Annotated in this window: 16 protein-coding genes; 13 read left to right on the top strand and 3 right to left on the bottom strand. The window is 67.7% G+C overall.

The window, feature by feature from the left end:
- Nucleotides 1-274 (bottom strand): transposase (locus tag ACFQPD_RS09605; protein WP_385900375.1); only part of this gene is annotated, 274 nt, incomplete at its 3' end.
- Between the two features lie 153 nt (nt 275-427).
- Here ACFQPD_RS09605 and ACFQPD_RS09600 point away from each other — a divergent pair.
- From ACFQPD_RS09600 to ACFQPD_RS09585, 4 genes are all read left to right on the top strand, one after another.
- Nucleotides 428-1,456, top strand: a complete 1,029-nt coding sequence (locus ACFQPD_RS09600; protein WP_385900373.1) for a glycosyltransferase family 4 protein — start codon at nt 428-430, stop codon at nt 1,454-1,456.
- A 142-nt stretch (nt 1,457-1,598) separates the two neighbouring features.
- Nucleotides 1,599-3,419, top strand: a complete 1,821-nt coding sequence (locus ACFQPD_RS09595; RefSeq protein WP_385900371.1) for an ABC transporter ATP-binding protein — start codon at nt 1,599-1,601, stop codon at nt 3,417-3,419.
- Nucleotides 3,416-4,270, top strand: coding sequence for a glycosyltransferase family 2 protein (locus ACFQPD_RS09590; protein ID WP_385900370.1), 855 nt, complete (start codon nt 3,416-3,418; stop codon nt 4,268-4,270). Before ACFQPD_RS09595 ends, ACFQPD_RS09590 begins: the two co-directional genes overlap by 4 nt.
- Nucleotides 4,267-5,250 carry a glycosyltransferase family A protein gene (locus ACFQPD_RS09585; protein ID WP_385900368.1) on the top strand — a complete coding sequence of 328 codons (984 nt, stop codon included), beginning with the start codon at nt 4,267-4,269 and terminating at the stop codon, nt 5,248-5,250. The genes ACFQPD_RS09590 and ACFQPD_RS09585 overlap by 4 nt, the downstream gene beginning before the upstream one ends.
- A gap of 152 nt (nt 5,251-5,402) precedes the next feature.
- Here the strand turns inward: ACFQPD_RS09585 and ACFQPD_RS09580 are convergent, their stop codons facing one another.
- Nucleotides 5,403-6,533 carry a glycosyltransferase gene (locus ACFQPD_RS09580; protein WP_385900367.1) on the bottom strand — a complete coding sequence of 377 codons (1,131 nt, stop codon included), beginning with the start codon at nt 6,531-6,533 and terminating at the stop codon, nt 5,403-5,405.
- A 91-nt stretch (nt 6,534-6,624) separates the two neighbouring features.
- On the opposite strand from ACFQPD_RS09580, the gene ACFQPD_RS09575 reads away from it, so the two are divergent.
- Nucleotides 6,625-7,860 (top strand): glycosyltransferase family 4 protein, encoded by a 1,236-nt coding sequence (locus tag ACFQPD_RS09575; protein WP_385900365.1) that lies wholly within the window; start codon nt 6,625-6,627, stop codon nt 7,858-7,860.
- On the opposite strand, the gene ACFQPD_RS09570 is transcribed toward ACFQPD_RS09575, so the two are convergent.
- The gene (locus ACFQPD_RS09570; RefSeq protein WP_385900363.1) at nt 7,847-8,938 is read right to left on the bottom strand and encodes a glycosyltransferase family 4 protein; all 1,092 of its coding nucleotides are present in this window, start codon (nt 8,936-8,938) and stop codon (nt 7,847-7,849) included. The two genes, ACFQPD_RS09575 and ACFQPD_RS09570, sit on opposite strands and share 14 nt — an antisense overlap.
- A gap of 94 nt (nt 8,939-9,032) precedes the next feature.
- Between ACFQPD_RS09570 and ACFQPD_RS09565 the strand changes: the two genes are divergently transcribed.
- The 8 genes from ACFQPD_RS09565 (at nt 9,033) to ACFQPD_RS09530 (ending at nt 19,251) form a co-directional block, all read left to right on the top strand.
- Entirely contained in the window at nt 9,033-9,908 is an 876-nt protein-coding gene (locus tag ACFQPD_RS09565) for a glycosyltransferase family 2 protein (RefSeq protein WP_385900361.1), read from the top strand.
- Nucleotides 9,905-10,906, top strand: coding sequence for a glycosyltransferase (locus ACFQPD_RS09560; protein ID WP_385900359.1), 1,002 nt, complete (start codon nt 9,905-9,907; stop codon nt 10,904-10,906). The genes ACFQPD_RS09565 and ACFQPD_RS09560 overlap by 4 nt, the downstream gene beginning before the upstream one ends.
- A 1,006-nt stretch (nt 10,907-11,912) precedes the next feature.
- Nucleotides 11,913-12,791, top strand: coding sequence for a hypothetical protein (locus tag ACFQPD_RS09555; RefSeq protein ID WP_385900358.1), 879 nt, complete (start codon nt 11,913-11,915; stop codon nt 12,789-12,791).
- Nucleotides 12,792-12,864: 73 nt separating this feature from the next.
- Complete coding sequence (locus ACFQPD_RS09550; protein ID WP_385900357.1) at nt 12,865-15,108, top strand: N-acetylneuraminate synthase family protein; 2,244 nt, start codon at nt 12,865-12,867, stop codon at nt 15,106-15,108.
- A 1-nt stretch (nt 15,109) separates the two neighbouring features.
- A complete protein-coding gene (locus ACFQPD_RS09545; protein ID WP_385900355.1) occupies nt 15,110-16,156 on the top strand; it encodes a glycosyltransferase family 4 protein in 1,047 nt (348 codons plus the stop codon).
- Nucleotides 16,153-17,178 (top strand): glycosyltransferase family 4 protein, encoded by a 1,026-nt coding sequence (locus tag ACFQPD_RS09540; protein ID WP_385900354.1) that lies wholly within the window; start codon nt 16,153-16,155, stop codon nt 17,176-17,178. The genes ACFQPD_RS09545 and ACFQPD_RS09540 overlap by 4 nt, the downstream gene beginning before the upstream one ends.
- Complete coding sequence (locus tag ACFQPD_RS09535) at nt 17,175-18,107, top strand: glycosyltransferase family 2 protein (RefSeq protein WP_385900352.1); 933 nt, start codon at nt 17,175-17,177, stop codon at nt 18,105-18,107. Before ACFQPD_RS09540 ends, ACFQPD_RS09535 begins: the two co-directional genes overlap by 4 nt.
- Before the next feature lies 1 nt (nt 18,108).
- Nucleotides 18,109-19,251 (top strand): glycosyltransferase, encoded by a 1,143-nt coding sequence (locus ACFQPD_RS09530; RefSeq protein ID WP_385900350.1) that lies wholly within the window; start codon nt 18,109-18,111, stop codon nt 19,249-19,251.
- Nucleotides 19,252-19,332 lie beyond the last annotated feature (81 nt).

Here is a 19,332-nt window from a genome sequence, read left to right as displayed (position 1 = left end):
CGGTCCAGTCGACCTCGCCCTTGGCGTCGGCCTCAGCGACCAGCCGGGCGTGGATGCGATCCCAGGTGCCGTCGGTGCTGAATCGCTTGTGTCTCTTCCACACGGTTTGCCAGGGGCCGAAGGACGCGGGGAGGTCCCGCCAGGCGATCCCGGTCCGCAGACGGTAGATGATCCCTTCGATCACCTCGCGGTGGTCACGGAAGGGCCGCCCCCGGCGGCCGTCCGAGGACGGCATCAACGGCTCGATCCGGGCCCACGAAGCGTCATCGAGCACAGCAAAACGAGACATGAGTCAACAATCCCGCCCATCGACCCAGATCTTTGGGAGACACGCCCTAGTGCGGGGGCGCATTGTCCAGAACCGCCTGCGCGCGTCACTCTGGAACCGACGGGGTTCCGCCCACACCCCGTGAGGCAGGTCCGATCCGTGCCACGATGTCTGGTGCTCTTCGATGGGCTGGCCCGGGAGGGCCCCTACGGGGTGGACAAGCTGCAGTCCTTCGGTTGGGAACTCGTGGAGGTGGAGCCAGCCGCGGACACCTTTCACGTCAAGGTCCGCGATGTCATTGAGCACCGCAGCGGTCGACCCGTCGACAAGGCCGCGCGCTCATGGCGACACGTCCCCGGATCGGCCGTGGTGCTCGCGTTCCTGGAGCGGCAGGCCCTGACGCCGGCCTGGCTCAGGAGTCACAGTGTTTGGCCCTACTCCCGTGTTCCGCTGGCCATGCTCGCCTGCTGGCTCGGTGAGGATCTTCGCACCATGCCCCGGGACGAGCGCCGGGCGGTGGCCCGTCTGTACCGCGGGGTTGACCTCACCATGGTGTGGTCCAGCAACCAGGTCGACATCCTCAGGGACTCCGGGTTCCCTGCAGAGACGGTCGAGTCCATCCCGTTCGGTTTCGCCCCCGAGCTCTACCCTCTCGCGGACCCGGAAGGCCGGACAGGTCCCCTGGCCGCGATCGGGTCGGACAGGGGCCGGGACTACCCCACCCTCCTCAACGCCATGCGTGGAGCCGACTTCGAGTTGGCCCTCTACTGCCGGGAAGCCAACCTCGAGGGCGCTGAGGTACCCCGGACGGTGCATTTCCAGGGCACCGTGCCCTACGACTCCTACCGCCAGCTACTCCAGGAGGTGACGGCAGTCGCCATCCCCACCAAGGTCATGGCATATCCCACAGGCCAAACAGTGGCGCTGGAGGCAGCCGCCACCGGAGCGCCGGTGGTGCTGACGGACACCGCGCCCATGCGCGAGTACTTCCCGGAGCACACTGCCGTGTTCGTCCCGCCGGGCGACAGCGACGCGTGGCACGCCGCTCTCCAGCAGCTGGTGACGGATGAGACCCATCGCCGACAGATGGGGGCCCGTGCAGCAGAGCACGTCCGCTCCCGCTTCACGTACCGTCAGATGTGGGAGCACGTCGACCGTCTGTTCAGGAACCGCGGCTGGGCCACCTAGCGTCCCTCACCCAACCAGAGGCCCCCAGCTCCGAGGCAGGGTTCCCGCCCGGGCACTACCATCGGGCCATGGGTAGTTCAGGGTCGGCGGTTCCCGCGAAGGATCGCCATCCCGTCCATGACGTCGGGGCGGGGAGCTGACCGTGGCACGCCTGGAGACGCTCAGTTCGGACGTCCGCAACCTCCGTTCCGCCTTCACCCTCGTCCCGTGGCGGATGCGGCCGAAGCTGCTGGCGATCCTCGTGGGATCGGCCGCAGTGGCCCTGTTGGACATGGCCGCCGTCGTCCTCATCCTGCCGATCATGCAGATCGTCTCCGGGACCGCGATCCAGGACTCCACCGTGCTCAGCCTGCTCGCCGACGTGACAGGCCAGAGCGACGCCCAGCGGCTTCTGGTGCTGGTCCTGGTCATCGTCGTCGTGCTGATGGTGGCGAAGAACCTCTTCTCGATCCTGTTCCGCTGGTGGAGCCTGGGAGTCATGGCTCGCGCCCAGTCCGACGCCGCGCACGAGGTGATGAGCCTTTACATGAGCTCGCCGTGGATCCACCACCGCCGCCGCTCATCGGACGACGTGTTCCAGACCCTCAACATCTACCTGCCCGCCGCGTTCGGGGGCATCACCACCGGCGTCATCGCGCTCGCCGTCGACGTCATCTCGATCGCGGTCATCCTGATCGCCCTGACGCTCGTCTCCCCCATCGCCACCCTGATCGCCCTGCTCTTCTTCGGCGGTGCTGCGCTGGTCATCCAGTGGTCACTCAAGCAACGCATCCTCGACCTCGGGGAGCGCACGCGAGTCGAGAACCTCAAGGCCTGGGGATACCTCAGCCCCGCCATCGACGGGTTCAAGGAGGTCCGGCTCGCCGGGGCGAGCCAGCGGTTCGCCGACAACTACGCACACACCCGGAGACAGGTCGCTCGCTTCGGGCGGAAGATCCAGATCCTGGGGGAGCTCCCCCGCTACCTCCTCGAGATCATGATGATCCTCGGGATCATGGTCATCGCACTCGCGCTCTTCGCCACCTCCCCCCAGAACGACGCGTTCGCCTTCCTCGGAGTCTTCGCCGTGGCCGCAGTGCGCATCGTCCCGTCCCTCAACCGGGTCGTGGCCACACTGGGCGCGATCCGCTCCAACCTGCCCAACCTGCAGGGGCTCGCCGACGAGATCGACCGGCTGCGCGGTGAATCCGGTCGCGACATCCCGATATCCCCGACCCTCGGATTCACACGCGACGACATCCGCATCGACGCGGTCACCTTCCAGTATCCGGACTCGGAGGTGCCCGTCCTGGACTCGATCTCCGGGGTCATCCCGGAGGGCCACACCGTGGCGCTGGTGGGCTCCAGCGGAGCCGGCAAGACCACTTTCGTGGAGCTGCTTCTCACGCTCCTCGAACCGTCCGCCGGCTCCATCACCGTCGGCGGCGTCTCCATCCACGACCACCCCGTGTCCTGGCGAGAGCAGCTGGGCGTGGTGACGCAGGACGTCTACCTGCAGGACTGCAGCATCCGGGAGAACATCGCCTTCGGTGTGGATCCCTCCGACATCGACGAGGAACGGGTGATCGAGGCAGTCAAGATGGCGCAGCTGCGCGACTTCGTGGCTGACATGCCGCAGGGCCTCGACACGCTCGTCGGCTACCGCGGGACGCGGATCTCCGGCGGGCAGAAGCAGCGGATCGGGATAGCCCGGGCGCTCTACCGGCAGCCCCAGGTGCTGGTCCTTGACGAAGCAACATCCGCCCTCGACAACGAGACCGAGGCGCGCATCACGGAGACGATCAAGACCCTCCACGGGGCGATGACGATCATCGTCGTCGCCCACCGGCTCTCAACCGTCAAGCACGCCGACGACATCCTCTTCTTCTCGGGCGGTCGCATCGCTGCCCGCGGCACGATGGCGGAGTTGAGCTCCACCAACCGGGAGTTCGCCGAGCTGGTCCGTCTCGGGCGGTTGTCGTGAACGCCCAAGCCGTGGTGTTGGTCCCGGCCCTCAACGCGGCGGCGACCCTCCCCCGCCAGCTCGCGGCCCTGGACGCGCAGACGGAGCTCGATTTCCGGGTGGTGGTGTGTGACAACGGATCCACCGACGAGACGGCTCAGCTCTGCGCCCGCTGGAGGCCGCGCTTCCAGTCGTTGGGCGTCATCGACGCCTCACGGCGCCGTGGCGTCGCCGTCGCTCGAAACGAGGGCATTGCCGGCACCGACGAGGAGCTGGTTCTGTTCTGCGACGCCGACGACGCGGTGCACCCCACCTGGTTCGCGGCGCTCAGGAGGGCGCTGGCACGGGCGGACGGCGCAACCGGCCCGCTCCACCTGGTCTTCCCCGACGAGCCCCAGGACGAGACGTGGAACGAGTTCGACGTGCCCACCTCGATGGGCTTTCGGCACTACCTCCCGGGCTGTAGCGCAGCGTGGCGGCGGGACGTCTTCGACGCGATCGGCGTGTATGACGAGGACCTGTCGATCGGCCAGGAGGACGTCGACCTGGGATGGCGCGCCGAAGCAGCCGGCTTCAGCCTCGTCCACGCTCCCGATGCCGTCATCGACTACTACCAGCGCCCCGGCCTCCGACCGCTGCTGCGCCAGCAGTTTCGCTATGGACGCGCCCACGTGCAGCTCTATGCCAAGCACCGGAGGGACGCCCCTGCCCCGGCGAGCTACCGAGCCTCCCTGCGCTGGTTCTGGGAGTGGCTTAGGCAATGGCCTTCCGCCCTGCGAACCAAGCGTGTCCGCCAGTCGTTGGCGCAGGCCTGTTTCCAGGTGGGTCGGCTGTCCGAGTCCCTGCGGCTGCACACCAAGGCCCCCCTGTGAGCAAGCCGGACCGCCCCGGCGTACGAGTGACCGTGGCCGTGGTCAGCTACAACCACCAGGAGTACGTCGCGGAGTGTCTCCAGTCGCTGCTCGACCAGACCATCCGCGCGACGATCATCGTGGTGGACGACCACTCGACGGACAACTCCCAGTCCGTCATCCGACGCTTCGTCGAGGGTTCAGGCCAGGAGGATCGCTTCACGCTCCTGATGCACCGGGAGAACACCGGTCTGCCGGCCGGCCTCAACGAAGCGCTCGGCCTCGTCGACACCGAGTACTTCGTCTACCTCGCCGCCGACGACTGGTCCCTGCCTGATCGCTTGGAGAAGCAGGTGACAGCACTGGACAATGCCGGCAGTGGCACGGGCCTCTGCTACACCGACTGTCTCCGGGCTCGACCCGACGGCTCGTTCCACCCCGAGACGTTCAGCCAGAACCATTCGGAATCGTGGATCCCGGAGACCCGGGACCCCTACCGGGACCTGCTCCTCTTCGACAACTGGATCCCCGCTCCCACGGTGATGTTCAGGACGGCCGCGCTGCGGGCGATCGGCGGTTTCGACGAGCACATCGCCTACGAGGACCACGACTCCTACGTCCGGATGGCCCGGGAGTTCGCCCTGTGCTGGTTGCCGGAGCCGCTGTCAGTCCACCGAGAGCTCGAGGGAGGGTTGGGCGAGCAACTGTTCTACCCGGACAGTCCCCGGTGGCTCGATGGCGTCCTGCGCATGGAGCTCAAGCAGCTCGGCCACCGCCGCGATGTGGACGAGCAGCTCGCGCCCCAGGTCCGGGTCAGGGCCATCCGGCTCCTGAAACTCGGCGGCGACCTGGTCTTGGTGCGCCGGGCCCTGGCACGCTCCTGGCGCATCCAGCCCAACGGGGTGGGGGTGGCCTATTGGCTGTTGAGCCTGGCACCGGAGCCACTCGTGGCCCGCCTCCTTCCCTCCAGACAGCGGAGGACCGCTCACGGCTCCGGCTAAGCCCGCAAGTCGGCGGCCATTCCCGAGCAGGCCAAGGCGGCGGGAGCCAGCACCACCACGGTGGGCAGCACATGTCGCCACAGCTCGCCCTGTCCGGAGAGCCTTCAGCACGGCTCACGCTCACAGGCGTCCCGAGGGCAGCGGAGGGCCGCTCAGAGGCATCCGCGCAAGTGATCCACCCGTCGATCGAACTCGTGCTCCACGGTGTGCGCAGCCATGAACGCGAGTCCTGACGTCCTCATGTCCGACCACCGTCGAGCATCAGCGGCCAGCCCTGCGATGGCCATCGCCAAGCCTTTGGCCCCCCGGGTCCGGCGGACGACGGCGACGGCGCCGGACGCCTCCGCCAACGGCCTGGAGGTGGCGTTGGCGAAGGCCACGACCGGGACCCCCGAACCCAGCGCCTCGTAGTACGTGGAGGAGGAGTCGCCCTGGATGTGGGGGAGCACCATGACGTCGAGGTTCTCGCGCACCCAGTGTTTCCACTGGCCCTCGAAGTCGAGATGCCCCAGGAAGCGGACGTGGGGTGGTGCACCGTCGCGCAGGGCGCCGAGTTCAGGGCCGGTACCCAGGATCGTAAGCGAATGCGGGACTCCCATCTGATCCAGCCATCGGGAGATATGCGGGAGGTGACGGACGCCCTTCAGTGCGACGAGACGGCCCGAGAACCCCAGGCGCAGCGGCTGCCCGGGCTCACGGGCGCGGGGAGCGACGGCGTCGACGTCCGTGCGGTCGATCCGATGGTCAAGGTAGAGGAGCGTGTTCCGGTTAAGGCGGCGATAAGTGTGATGGGCAGCGAAGCCGTTGGCCTGAATGCCCCTGGCCTCCCTTGCCATCGGGCTCAGAACGGTGATCCGATCCCTCAGATGCCCCAGCGCATAACGCGCAAAGTCCGTCGACGACGGGGTCTCGATGCGGGCGATCCGGAGCCTCACGCCCACCGAGTTGTCGTCGAGCAGCACCAACGGAAGGTCTGCGCCCTGCAGGGATGCGACCCCGGCATGCGTCACCCCCGCCAGCACCAGATCGGCCTCGATCTCGGCGACCTCCCGGGGCGAGCGCAATCGTCCCACGCAGCGCAGGCCGGGGACCTGTTCCCAATCCGCGGTCACCGTCGGGTCGCCGGGTTCGAACTCCTGCACGCCCCCCAAGGTCCCGAAGAGCAGATTGCCTTCCCACCGACGAAGAAACTCCCGCAGCCCGCCCAAAGTCTTGAGAGGAAGCACGATGCCGCCGTCGCGACCCACACCCAAGCGATCCATGAGGTAGAGCAGTGTTTGCATGGGCTCCTGCCTGGGGTAGCTAGGATCATCAGCGGCGGGGATCAGTGGAGACTCCCCCAACCTACCGATAGTTGTCCACACCGGGGGTCACATGGCTGGGAAGACCGCAGCGCACGAGACAGCGGACGCCCAGAAACCGGTGGTGCTGTCCATCACGCCCGTGCTTCCGGTCCCGTCGCCAGCGCACGCCGGAGGGCAGTACGTGTGGCAACTGCACCGCGCCCTCGAGACCTGGGCCGACCCCCGGTACCTCGTCGGACGGTTCCCCAGCAACGAGGGAGCAGCAGACCAGTCCGCGCTGCGCTGGACGTGGCTCGGTGAGGAATCTGCCGTGCGCCCCCTGCTCGTTCGGCTGTCAACGTGGTGGTCCAAGATCGATGTGCAACACATTTACCTGCCTGCCGCGTGGGACCTCCTTCGTCGACGCGAGGTCCGTGATGAAATTCGACGGGCAGACGTTCTCGACTTCCAGTGGGCCGGCTGGACCCGGCTGGCCTTCGTCCGGCGTCTCAACAGAAGCGCCCGCCTCGTCATGACGTTCCATGACGTTCCCACCCAGATCACCACTAGGAGACGGCTGCAGAGCACCTGGCTCATCGACCGTCTGCGGTGGCGCGTCGCCCACGCCCTGGCCCGGCTATCGGAGAGGCGGGCGCTGCAACTCGCCGACGCCGTGGTGGTGTTCAGCGAGAAGGACCGCCTCATCCTGGACCCCGGGGGGCGCAATCCGCGAGTGGCGGTGGTGGCGCCTCCGCTCGGACGTGACGCCCTCCCGGCACGACGCCCTCCCGCAGCACCCACCGTCCTGTTCCTGAGCTTCCTGGCCCGGCCCGCCAACGCCGACGCCCTCCATTGGCTCGCACAGGAGATCTGGCCCTTGGTCACGGCCCAACGCCCTGACGCCACCCTCCGGGTGGTGGGAGCGGGCCTCAGCACATCGGCCGCTGCGGAGTTGGAGCGAGTGCCCGGCATCTCGTACCTCGGGTTCATCGACGACCTCGAAAGTGCGTACGAGGGCGTCACATGTGCGGTGGTGCCGCTCAGGGACGGGGCGGGAGTGAAGTTCAAGACCATCGAAGCCATGCTCCGGGGAATCCCCGTGGTAACCACCACCATCGGAGCCGAGGGCATCGCTGGGGCAGAGCGACTGCACGGCCTCGACGACACGGCCGAGGGGCTGGCCAGTGCCGTCCTCGACGCGCTCAACGACCCTGAGGCCGCATTCGAAGCGGCCGCCCTGACGCAGACATGGGCTGCGGAGAGATTCGGGGTGGCAACTTTCGATGCCGCCGTCCGCGACATCTACCGCCCGCTCACGCAGCATTGACCAGCTGCGCTTCAGCTTCACCCGCCCAGTGATCCCAGTTGAGCAGGGATCGGCTGCGCCCGAGAGCAGCGGCGCTCCACCGACTCCATGCACTCGGGTCTAGGAGTTCCAGGACCGCGGCCAGCGCTGCTGGCTGGTCCGCACCGGCGACGAGGCGCCCCGTCAGCCCGTCCGCCACGATGGAGCCCACGCCTCCCACATCGGCCGCGAGCACGGGAAGCCCGAAGGCTGCCGCATCCGTCAGGGTGACCCCGGCCGTGTTCCCCCGGGCCAGTTCCACCAGCACGTGGTGAGTCCGGTACAGCTCGGCCATCTCCTCCCGGTTCACCTTTCCGACTCGTCTCACCCCGGGTGGAAGGGTCTCGGGGGCAGCTCCTACAACCGTCAGCGAGGCCGCCACACCCCGGGCGACCAGCGCCTGCCACAGTGCCACCGCGCGATCTCCGCCCTTGCGTTCCCAGTCGCTGGCGACCACCAACAGCCGCGCCGGTCCCGTGAGTCCGGCCCGGTCGAATGGTTCACCGGGGGCGATGGCCGGCCCGAAGCGGGCGACGCTGATCGTACCGGGGGCCACGGTTTCATCTCGGATGATGGCCTGCCGAGCCCACTCCGTGGCGGCGAGTGTGTGGGCAGCCCTTCTGCTCGCCCGCCCAGCCAGGCGTCGTCCCTGCCAGCGGGTCAGGCCGTGCAGGTTCGTGTACAGGGGGTAGAAGTCCTGGAGCGCGGAGAACGAGGTGTCGGCCACCTGCACGACGGCGGCCTCGATACGCGCGAGAGCGAGGTCCTGGGACGCGGCGACGCCGAGCACGACGTCCACCGGATCGCGCTTCAGCCGCCTCTCGAGCAAGCGCGCACGCGTGAGGCCCGTCGCCAACGAATGCCCCACGAGGTACCGGCGCCCGCCACGGCCGTCTAGCAGGCGACAGAGCGCCCGATCCAGCGCCGCGTCCGCGACGTCGTGAGTCAGGAAGGGGATGATCTCCATGCGACGGCCCAAGGCTTCCACCATGGGCTTCACGACCCCGGACCAGGCCCGCTCGTCAGCGATGTCCCACGGCGTCACCACTCCGACTCGCATGTGCCCTCCCCTGTTCAGCCTAAACTAGGCCGAGAGCTGGTCGGGACGGGACATTTCCATCGCACGTACAGGGGGAATCATGCACGCACCGTCGGTGAGCGTCATCATTCCCCACTACGGGGATCCCCGGCCCACCTTGAACCTCATCTCCCAACTGCGCCCACAGCGAACGCATGAGATCTTCGTGGTGGACGACCACTCGCCGGAACCCTTCCCCTCCTGTGACGGCGTTCAGGTAATCCGACGCAACAGCAACGGCGGCTTCGGCGCGACCGTCAACACCGGTGCCGCATTCGCCACCCTAGACCTCCTCCTCATCCTAAACAGCGACCTGGCTGTCCCCGTCGACCTCATCGAGCGACTGGTGGATGCGGAGAGGGTGGCGCACCCCTGCGTTGTGGGTCCCCGCGTGCTCGACGCCCGAGGGCGTGTGACGATCAGCGCGCGACGCTGGCCGACGACGCTCCACCAAGCAGCTGAGTGGTTGACGCCCCTGGCCAGATGGCGTGACCGAGACTGGATGCGGCGCCTCCTCGGCCACGACACCCGGGTGCTCGACGCGCGTGAGCCCATCGACGTGGACTGGCTCGTTGGAGCGGCGCTCATGGTTCCCCGCGACGAGTTTGCGGACGTGGGCGGGTTCGACGAGCGCTTCTTCATGAACTCGGAGGAGATCGATCTCCAGCGCAGGCTTGCCCGCCGCGGCGTGAGGCGGCGCTACGTCCCCGGAGTCTCAGTCACGCACGAGGGCGGCGGCTCCTCCGACCCTGCGAAGCGGCGCCGCTGGCTCGTGCAAGGTCAGCTTCGATACTCGGCGAAATGGGGCGGGCGCCGACGCCTCCGGTCTGCCCTGGTCGTCGCCACCGTGGTCAATCTCTCTTGGAATATGGTCCGGCGACTGCGGGGCATCCCCGTCGACCCCCTCGCCACCGCGCGCGAGGAGCTTTCTTTGGCGCGGAGCGCAACGTGAGAGAACCTCGGCTGCTGCTGCTCAGTCCCGTCTTCCACGGCTACTGGTCCAGCATCGCGGAAGGCTTCCGGCAGATCGGACTGGACGTGGCTGCCTACCCGTACGACGCAAAGGGCACTTTCCGGCAGAAACTCGCTCACAAGATATTCCATGAATTTCCCGTCAAGGCTGGGGCCGGCGCACGCGTCCCAGGCGGACAGAGCGCCGCCGCAGCTGACGTGATCAGGGGCGTCCGCCCAGACATCACCATCATTATCCGGGGCGACGATCTCGGCGACGAGGTCTACGACGCCCTGACCGTCACCGGCTCACGCTCGTACCTGTGGCTGTGGGACGAAGTCCGCCGCACCGGACACGATCGCCGGTCCCTCGCTCGCTTCGAGCATTTACTGTCCTATTCACCCCTCGACACCGCAGCTTTTCAGGATGCCGGTCTTGCCTGCCTGCATGTGCCGAATGCGTTCGACCCCGCCATGACGGCGGCACCCCGTCAGACAGATGATGTAGTGTTCATCGGCGCGCGCTACCCCCGGCGAGAGCACCTGCTGAAGTATCTCTCCCGGTCGGGGGTGCCCGTGCGCGCTTACGGCCGGGACTGGTCTCGTCACCCTATTGATCTCGCGCGAACATGGCAGGTCACGCGCCCGCCGGTACCCGCAGCCCGCGACATCGACCGCCTGGACGGATACGCCTTGACGGCAGGCGCCCCAGCGGCCATCAACATCCACGGGGACCAAGACGGCTTCACCATGAAGACGTTCGAGGTGCCTGGGGTGGGTGGCGTCCAGCTCATCGACCGTGATGATGTTTCCGAGTACTACGACCCCGGCACGGAGGTGGCCGTATTCCACAGTGAGGACGAACTGGTGGAGCTGTGTGAGCGCGCCATTCGCGATGATGGCTGGGGCGACGCGATGCGCGCGGCGGGCCGCAAGCGCACCCTCGCAGAGCACACCTGGGCGCACCGTGCTGCAAGGGTGGCCGAGCTGTGGGCCTGATGTTCACCGACCTTGTGGCGTGGCGGAAGTGGCAGAACTCGCGCCGACGGCTACATGTCCTCAAGGACCGCCTCCCGGCGCGCGGCAGACTAAGGCCATCGTCCCCGGCCGCGATGAGGTTCTGGATTCGAGGCACGGACCCGAACCTTCTCGTGGCCTGCGACTCGAGCTCGCCGACTAACCACCACTCGCTGTTGGCGCCCCTGAACGCAGACGTCGAGCTCCCTGCAGTCATCGCCTCACCTCGAGGGATCGAATTCCCCCTCCCAGAGGGCGAGTGGATCGAAGTGGACAATCCCAGCTTGCGGAGCGTGTCCACGGTCGCCACGATCGGTGATCACCTGACCGTAGGGGCATGGGCACACGCCGAAGCCACCAGGCGTGGGTGGCGCGAGGTGGTCGTTCAGCACGGCCTGCTCACGCCGTACTCTCCACCCCCTCCGCATCGAGTCGTGTGGCTGGCTTGGTCTGAGCAGGATGCTGAGTTCGTTGCCTCGAACAGGCCCGATCTGCTCACCCACGTGGCAGGTTCGGCGATGCTGCACTCCGCGGAGTCAAATCCCGCCCCGCACGTCAGCCGGTTCGTTACACCGGTCTTCCTGGGGCAGCTCCACGGGGCAGAACTGTCGCGGTGGTCCATGACGCGTTCCGTCACCGCCTTCTGGCGTCAGACGGGCGCTGCCTACCGTCCACATCCGCGTGAGGAGGACAAGATCTCCCGCGCACAGCACGCCCTCTGGCGCCGAATGGGCATGGAGTTCGACTTCTCGCCGAGTATCCACGACATGGGGCGCCCCGTCGTGAGCGCTTTCTCCACCGGGATCCTGGAGGCTGCAGCGCGTGGGGTCCCAGCCTGGGTCTACCACCACAATCCGCCGCCATGGTTGGAGGATGTCTGGGAGCGCTACGGGATGCGCCGCTGGGGTGAGACGCCCACGCCCCCACCGGCCATGGGCGGATCGCCAGCAGAAATTCTCAGGGCCATGACCGAGCGAGGAGCTTTGCGATGAACACCGAGGAATCCCGACAGCCTCAACCGGACGTCCGCCCTAGGGCGTGCCTGGTTTCCGGCGCCGACGAGATCCGGTTCCGCTCCTACCTCAACCACGCCATCTACGCCCGCACTCACGGAATCGACTACCGGCTCGAGTGCGGGATCGACCGCGGCATCACCAACAAGTTCTTCTACAAGACCTCGATCATCCGGCGGGTGTTGCCACTGTACGAGTGGCTCATCTGGATCGACGACGACGCGTACTTCACCGACTTCTCCCGCGACAACCTCAACATCTTCATCGAGCAAGCCGAGCGCGACGGCAATTTCATGGTTCTCGCTAACGGCCCCACCGAGCCGAACGGGTTCTGGTCCGTGATCAACACCGGCGTCGTCCTGTTCCGCAACGATCCGCGGACGCTGCAGCTGCTCGAGTTGATGGAGGGCAGCGACCTGGCCGAAGTCCGTGCCTGGTGGGACGAGGACGCCCACGGCGTCTTCACCCACGGGGACCAGGACCAGATGTTGTGGGCCTTGGAGACGTCGGGACTGATGGCGGGTGTGGCGATCGTTGACCACCGGGAACTGAACTCGCGGGGCCACTATTACGACGACAGCCTCACAGATGCCTTCGTCATGCACTTCTGCGGCCACTACGACAAGAAGCTCGGGGTTGCTCGCTTCGCCGAGCGATTCGGTCTTGGCCAGGAACTGGTTCCCGAACACCTCCTCGACGAGTTCAGTGTTCGAGTGCGGAGTCCCATGACGCCCGTGGAGTTCTGGGCGCGATCGGTGCGCATGGGCGTGGTGGGCCGCATCAAGCGACGCCTCCGGCCGCTCTGGCACTGGTGGAAGGCAAAGCGGGAGCAGTACCGGCAGACAGAGGCGTAGCCAGCGCGAATATGACACGATGAACACGAGTGCTGGAGGATCCGCCGGTGCACTCCAGAAGTCGGGGGCTCTCATGATCATCGAACGCAGCGTGGGGAGATTCGCCGTCCGCGATGATGACTCGATCATCACCGCGCTGCGGAAGATCGACGCCAACAAGTCCCGCATCGTCTTCGTCGTGGACGGACATGGCCGCCTCCTCGGTTCCCTCTCCGACGGCGACATCCGCCGTTGGCTCCTGTCCGACGCGGGCGCCACGCTCGACGCCCCCAGCGGCCGCGCCGCCAACACCCGCTGCGTCCGCGCAGCTGTCACCGCCCCCCACACGCAGATCGCCACACTCATCGCCGGCGTCATCACCCACCTGCCGCTCATCGACGAGCAGGGTCGTCTCGTCGCAGTGGCGTCGAACGACCGCCGAACCCTCATGATCGGCCGGCACCGGGTCTCCGCCGAGGACCCGACACTGCTCATCGCCGAGATCGGGAACAACCATCAGGGGGACGTGGAGTTCGCCAAGCACTTGGTCGACCTGGCCGTCGACGCGGGCGCTGACGTGGTGAAGTTTCAGCTGCGGGACATGGACGCGCTCTATCGCCAGTCCGGGGCTGCCACGGGCGGCGAGGACCTCGGTGCGCAGTACACGCTCAACCTCCTGGCCAAGTACTCGCTGTCCGCCGACGACATGCTGCGGGTGCTGGATCACTGCCGCGCCCGCGACATCGACGCCCTGTGCACCCCTTGGGACTCGCCCAGCGTCAAGGTCCTGGCCGACGCTGGCATCCCCGCGTTGAAGGTCGCGTCCGCGGACATGACGAACCACACCCTGTTGGCGGACATGTTCGCCACCGGCCTCCCGCTGATCGTCTCCACCGGCATGAGCACCGAGGCGGAGATCGTCGAGGCTGCAGACCTGCTCAGGGGTTCAGGTTCGCCCTTCGCCCTGCTGCACTGCCAGTCGACGTATCCCGCACCGTTCAAGGACATCAACCTGCGCTATCTCCGGCGGCTCGCCGAGATCTGTGGGGGGCCGGTCGGTTACTCCGGTCACGAGCGCGGGTTCCACATCCCGTTGGCGGCCGTGGCCATGGGGGCCCGCATCATCGAGAAGCACTTCACAACGGATCGCGATCTGGAGGGCAACGACCACAAGGTCTCCCTCCTTCCCGCGGAGTTCCGCCAGATGGTGTCGCGCATCCGCGAACTCGAGGAGTCGCTGGGGAGCGGGGACGCCCGCGTCATCTCCACGGGCGAGTCCATGAACCGCGTCAATCTGGCCAAGTCTCTCGTCTCGACGCGGCGGATCGAGATCGGCGAGCGCATCGCCCGCGCCGACGTCACGGTCAAGTCGCCCGGGCGGGGGCTGCAGCCCAACCGCCTTGATGCCCTCGTCGGGCGCACCGTGCGACGGGTCGTCGAGGCCGGGGACTTCTTCTATCCGGGGGACCTCACCGACGCGGTATCACGCGGGCGTCACTACCGCTTCCGTCGGCCCTGGGGCATACCCGTGCGCTACCACGACTACGCCAAACTCATCGAGGGCACGAATCCCGACTTCATCGAGTTCCACCTGTCGTACAAGGACGTCGAGCTCGACGTGGATCAAATCTTCTCCACCAGGCTGGACATGACGTTCACCTGCCACACCCCGGATCTCTATGCCGGCGATTTCATCATCAACCTGGCCAGCCCGGACGACGCCGTCTGGGAGCGATCGATCCGCGAGACCCAGCGCGTGATCGACATCGCGCGACGCCTGACGCGCTACTTCACCTGTGAGCAACCGCCGGTGGTCATCGCCACCATGGGCGGCTTCACCGCCGACGGCTTCGTCGACCCGGCTGAACGTCCCGCCATGTACGCCAGGATCGCGCAGGGTCTCGAGCGGCTCGACACGGCGGACGTCCGGCTCACGGCGCAGACGCTTCCCCCCTTCCCGTGGTTGATGGGCGGCCAGCAGTACCACAACCTGTTCATGGGGCTCGACGACACCGTCGACTTCTGCACCCGGTACGGCCAACGCCTCACCCTCGACATCTCACACTCGAAGCTGGCGGCCAACTTCCACAAGATGCCGTTCAGCACCTACGTCGAGGCGCTCGCGCCGCTGACCGAACACCTCCACCTCGTCGACGCCGAGGGCGTCGACGGCGAGGGCCCCCAGATCGGGGAGGGCGAAGTCGACTGGCCGGTGCTCGCGGAGCAACTCGATCGCCTCGCTCCCCACGCCGCGTTCATCCCCGAGATCTGGATGGGTCACACCAACAACGGCGAGGGATTCTGGACGGCACTCGACCGGTTGGAGCAATGGTTCTGACGTGACACAACCCGTGGCGCTGTGGGTGGCGCCGGTGAGTCAGCTCGCCGGCGTGTCCCGACATGTGCTCGACGTCGCGCGGGAAGGCATCCCCGGCTACCGCCTCGAAGTGGCGGCCCCGGTCGGCCCGCTGACCGACGCTCTGCGTGCCCGAGGGACCCGCGTGCACCCCGTGGACTTCAGCGGACCGCCGGCCCGGTCGGGGGCTGCACTGCGGAAGGTGGTGACCCGGGTGAGGCCCCGAATCGTGCATTCCCACTTGGCGCGGGCGGACTTCCTGGTTGCGGCGGCCACGGTGGGGCTCCCCGTGCGCCTGGTCTCAACCGAGCATGGCATCGCCGGTGACGCCCAGCTCTACCATCGCGGCCGACTGCGGGCGCAGAGTCGGCAGGCGCTCCACCACCTCAGGAGCCGGAGATTCAGCGCGCTGATAGCCGTCAGCGAGTCAACCCGACGGGAGATGGTTGCAGCATGGCGACCGGCCGTCCCCATCGAAGTCGTTCGTAACGGAGTCGACCCCGTCGGCGAGCGTCCTGCTCCACCGGGCCTGCGGTTTCTCACGCTGTCCAGACTGGCTGCCGAGAAGAACCTCCCGGCCGCGCTCCGCTCCTTCGGGGTGATCGCTCAGGAGGAGCCTCAGGCACGCCTGACCGTGGCAGGTGAGGGACCTGAACTTGATCATCTTGTTGCCCTGACGCATGCGGGCCATCTCGCTCACCTGGTGCGATTCGTGGGCCACGTCGATCCCGGCATGGCCCTGGACAGCCATGACGTGCTTGTGCAGTTGTCGGAGTGGGAGAACGCGTCCTATTCCCTGCTCGACGCGGTCGTCCGGGGCCTCGGTGTCGTCGCGACGCCGGTGGGAGGGAATCGGGAGATCCTGCCATCCCAGTGCCTCGTGCCCGCTGACAGCCCGCGAGCCGTCGCCGACGTGATGTCCAGGCAGGCGCTGCACCTCGATTCCCGGCCGCAGCTCCCCGGCGACTGGCCGACGGTCCGTGCCATGGTTGAGCAGATCGCCAGCATCTACGTGCGGATCTCGGAATGATCGTCACGTTCGCGGCCAATCAGGCTGACATGGGCGGCGGCGAGGTCATGCTGCTGGCTATGGCCGCGGCCGCGACCGATTCGGGTCATGATGCTCGGGTGGTCGCGCCGTCGGGCGAGCTGGCCAGGGCCTCGATTGAGCGCGGCTTCCCGACCACCGTTGTGCGTTCGTCGTCGACGATCGGCTACCTCCGTGCGCTCCGTCGCTGGGCCAGCTCCGAGCGAACGGGACTGTTGTGGTGCAACGGTCTCCGTCCCGCATTCGCGACCGCAGGCCAGGCAAACCGCGTGGTCCACCTTCACCAACCACCCACACGAGCGCAGCGATTGGCCGCCCACGCTGCGATTCGGGGGGCCGTACGCGTGGTTGTCCCCTCGGAGTTCATGCGCTCGGTGTGCCCCGGCCGGCCGGTGGTCGTCGAGAACTGGACCGAGCCGCTTCCAGTCACCGCGCGGTCGATGCCGCTCGCTGTCCGTCCCGTCACCGTCGGATTCCTGGGCCGTCTGTCTCCCGACAAGGGGGTGACTGTGCTGGCTGAGGCGTTGACCAAGCTCGATCGCGAGCAGCCCGGCACCTACCGGTTGTTCCTGGCGGGCGAGCCCCGCTTCGTCAGCAGTCGGGACAGCCAAGCCGTCGATAAGGCACTCACGCCGATCGAGCACATCACTCAACGTGCCGGCTGGGTGAGCCGGGAAGACTTCTTCGATGCCGTCGATCTGGCGGTCTTTCCCTCCGTGTGGGAGGAACCCTTCGGCCTCGTTGCCGCCGAAGCGATGTCGGTGCGCTGCCCCTTCATCATCACCGATTCGGGTGCTCTGCCGAGCGTCGCGGGTCCAGAGTTCCCGTGGATCGCACGGCGAGGCGATCCCGCCGACCTCGCGCGCCAGATCAGCCGCGCGACGCGCGCCTACACTGAGCGACAACTCACCGAGTCCCACCAGCGATGGCGAGACCTGTACTCACCCGAGGCAGGGAGACGGCGTCTAGCTGGCATCCTCGACCAGATCGGAGGCCACTGGTGACACTGGCGTCGATCGTGATCCCAAGCCGCGGCGGTGCCGGACGCTTGCCCACTCTCCTTGATGCCCTGGCAGCCCAGGACGATCCGGCTTGGGAGGCCATCGTCGTTCTCGACGGGGACATCGACGACTCGGCTGGCGTCGTGGCGGCGTACGAGCAGGAGCTTCCCGTGCGCAGCATCGTCTTCCCGGAGAACCGCGGTCGCGTGGCCGCACTCAACGCCGGCTTCGAGGCCGCGCGCGGCGAGGTGCTCATCCGCTGCGACGACGACCTCGTGCCCGCCCCGGACTTTGTCAGGCGTCACAAGCAGGCGCTCGCCGAGCACCCCGGGGGCGCGATCGGCCTGTACCTCAACCGTCTCCCGGACACCCCTTACGCCCGCGCCTATGGCCGCGCCGCGGACGGCAACTTCCGGCGAGAGGCCTACGCCGCATCACCCCAGACCGCCTGGCGATACTGGGCCGGCAACTGCTCTACGACGAGGACGTTGTGGAGCCGCGTGGGCCCCTACGATCCCGACTTCCGCGCGTACGGCTGGGAGGACGTCGATTGGGGATACCGCCTGCATCGGCTCGGCGTCCCGGTGCGGCTCGTTCCCGAGTTGGAGACGCCTCACCACGTGGCCGCCACCTCGACCGCCAGCCGGGTCCTTCGGGCCTTCCACAGCGGCGCGGCACGCCGGATCTTCGAAGCCAAGCACGGAGGCGTGCTCGCGAGCGCCGTTCCTCCCCTGGACAGCGTGTGGAACGCAGCCGTGCGCATCACGGCACGTGTGGCCGGGCGCTCGGCGCTCCGGACTGCGGCACGGCTCATCGACTCAGCCGCCCGGTGGTTGCCCCTGCCGGTGTCCCGCAAGGCCATCGCGCTCCTCGTCGAATCGGCCGCGCTGGCCGGCCATCGGCGGCCGCACCAGACGACGACGGAGATCTGACATGGGCTCACGACCACGGGTCGCCATCGCGCACGATTACCTGACTCAACGCGGAGGCGCTGAGCGGGTGGTCCTGGCCATGACGCGTGCGTTTCCGGACGCCGACGTCTACACCACCCTCTACGCCCCTGACAGCACCTTCCCGGAGTTCCGCGACGTCCGCATCCGCACCACGCCCCTGGACCGTCTGCGAGTGCTGCACCGCGACCACCGCCTCGGGCTGCCGCTGTACCAGCGGGCCATCGACCGGGCACCTGTCATCGACGCCGACGTCCTGCTGGTGTCGACGACGGCGTTCGCCCACGGCTTCCGGACGACGGGACGCAAGCTGGTCTACTGTCACTCGCCCGCGCGCTTCCTCTACCTCGCCGACGACTACCTCGGCGCGTCGCCCAGCGCCTCGCTGATCGGTTGGGGCCTCAGCGCGCTCCGCCCGAAGCTCGTCGCGTGGGATCAGCGGGCCGCCCGGTCCGCTGACCGTTATCTCACCAACTCCACCACCGTGCGCGAGCGGATCGCCCGCGTCTACGGGCTCGACGCGACCGTCGTTCCCGCACCCCCCGCCGTCCAGGCCGGCGTGGAGGCGGAGCCCATCGCCGCCCTCGCGGACTGGCCCGATTTCCATCTCGTAGTGTCGCGACTACTGCCCTATAAGCACGTCGACCGCGTGATCGACGCGTTCCGTGACCTTCCTGGCGAGCGCCTCGTCATCGTCGGGCGCGGCCCGCTGCGCGACCAGCTCCGCGCGACGCTTCCCTCCAACGTGCGGATGCTCGAAGGGCTGAGCGACGGTGAGCTCGCCTGGGCCTACGACCGCGCCGCGGCCCTCATCGCACCCAGCCACGAGGACTACGGTCTGACGCCCTTGGAGGCGGCCATGCGCGGCACCCCGACCCTCGCACTCCACGCAGGCGGATATCTGGACACGGTCGCACCTGGCGTCAGCGGCTCCTTCTTCGAGAAGCCGAGCGCCGACGACATCCGCACCGCCGTCCTGGCGGATCGCGGGCGTTCGTGGGACTCCGCAGCGATCAGGGCCCACGCCCAGTCCTTCCAGGAGCACCACTTCGCTGCCGCACTGGGCCGGCACGTGGAGGACTTGGCCGCGTCCTCCGCCCAACCTCCCCGAGGCACGCACCGATGAGCCACCCGACCGACACGACTGCCACGCCCAGACGCGCCACTGACGTCGCCGACGGGTGGGTCGAGCGCTGGGGAGACATCG

It is taken from the genome of Tessaracoccus sp. O5.2, assembly GCF_964266725.1.
GTDB lineage: Bacteria > Actinomycetota > Actinomycetes > Propionibacteriales > Propionibacteriaceae > Arachnia > Arachnia lapidicapta.
Note: the sequence above shows the minus strand (reverse complement) of the source record. Positions and strands in the feature narration are given on the sequence as shown.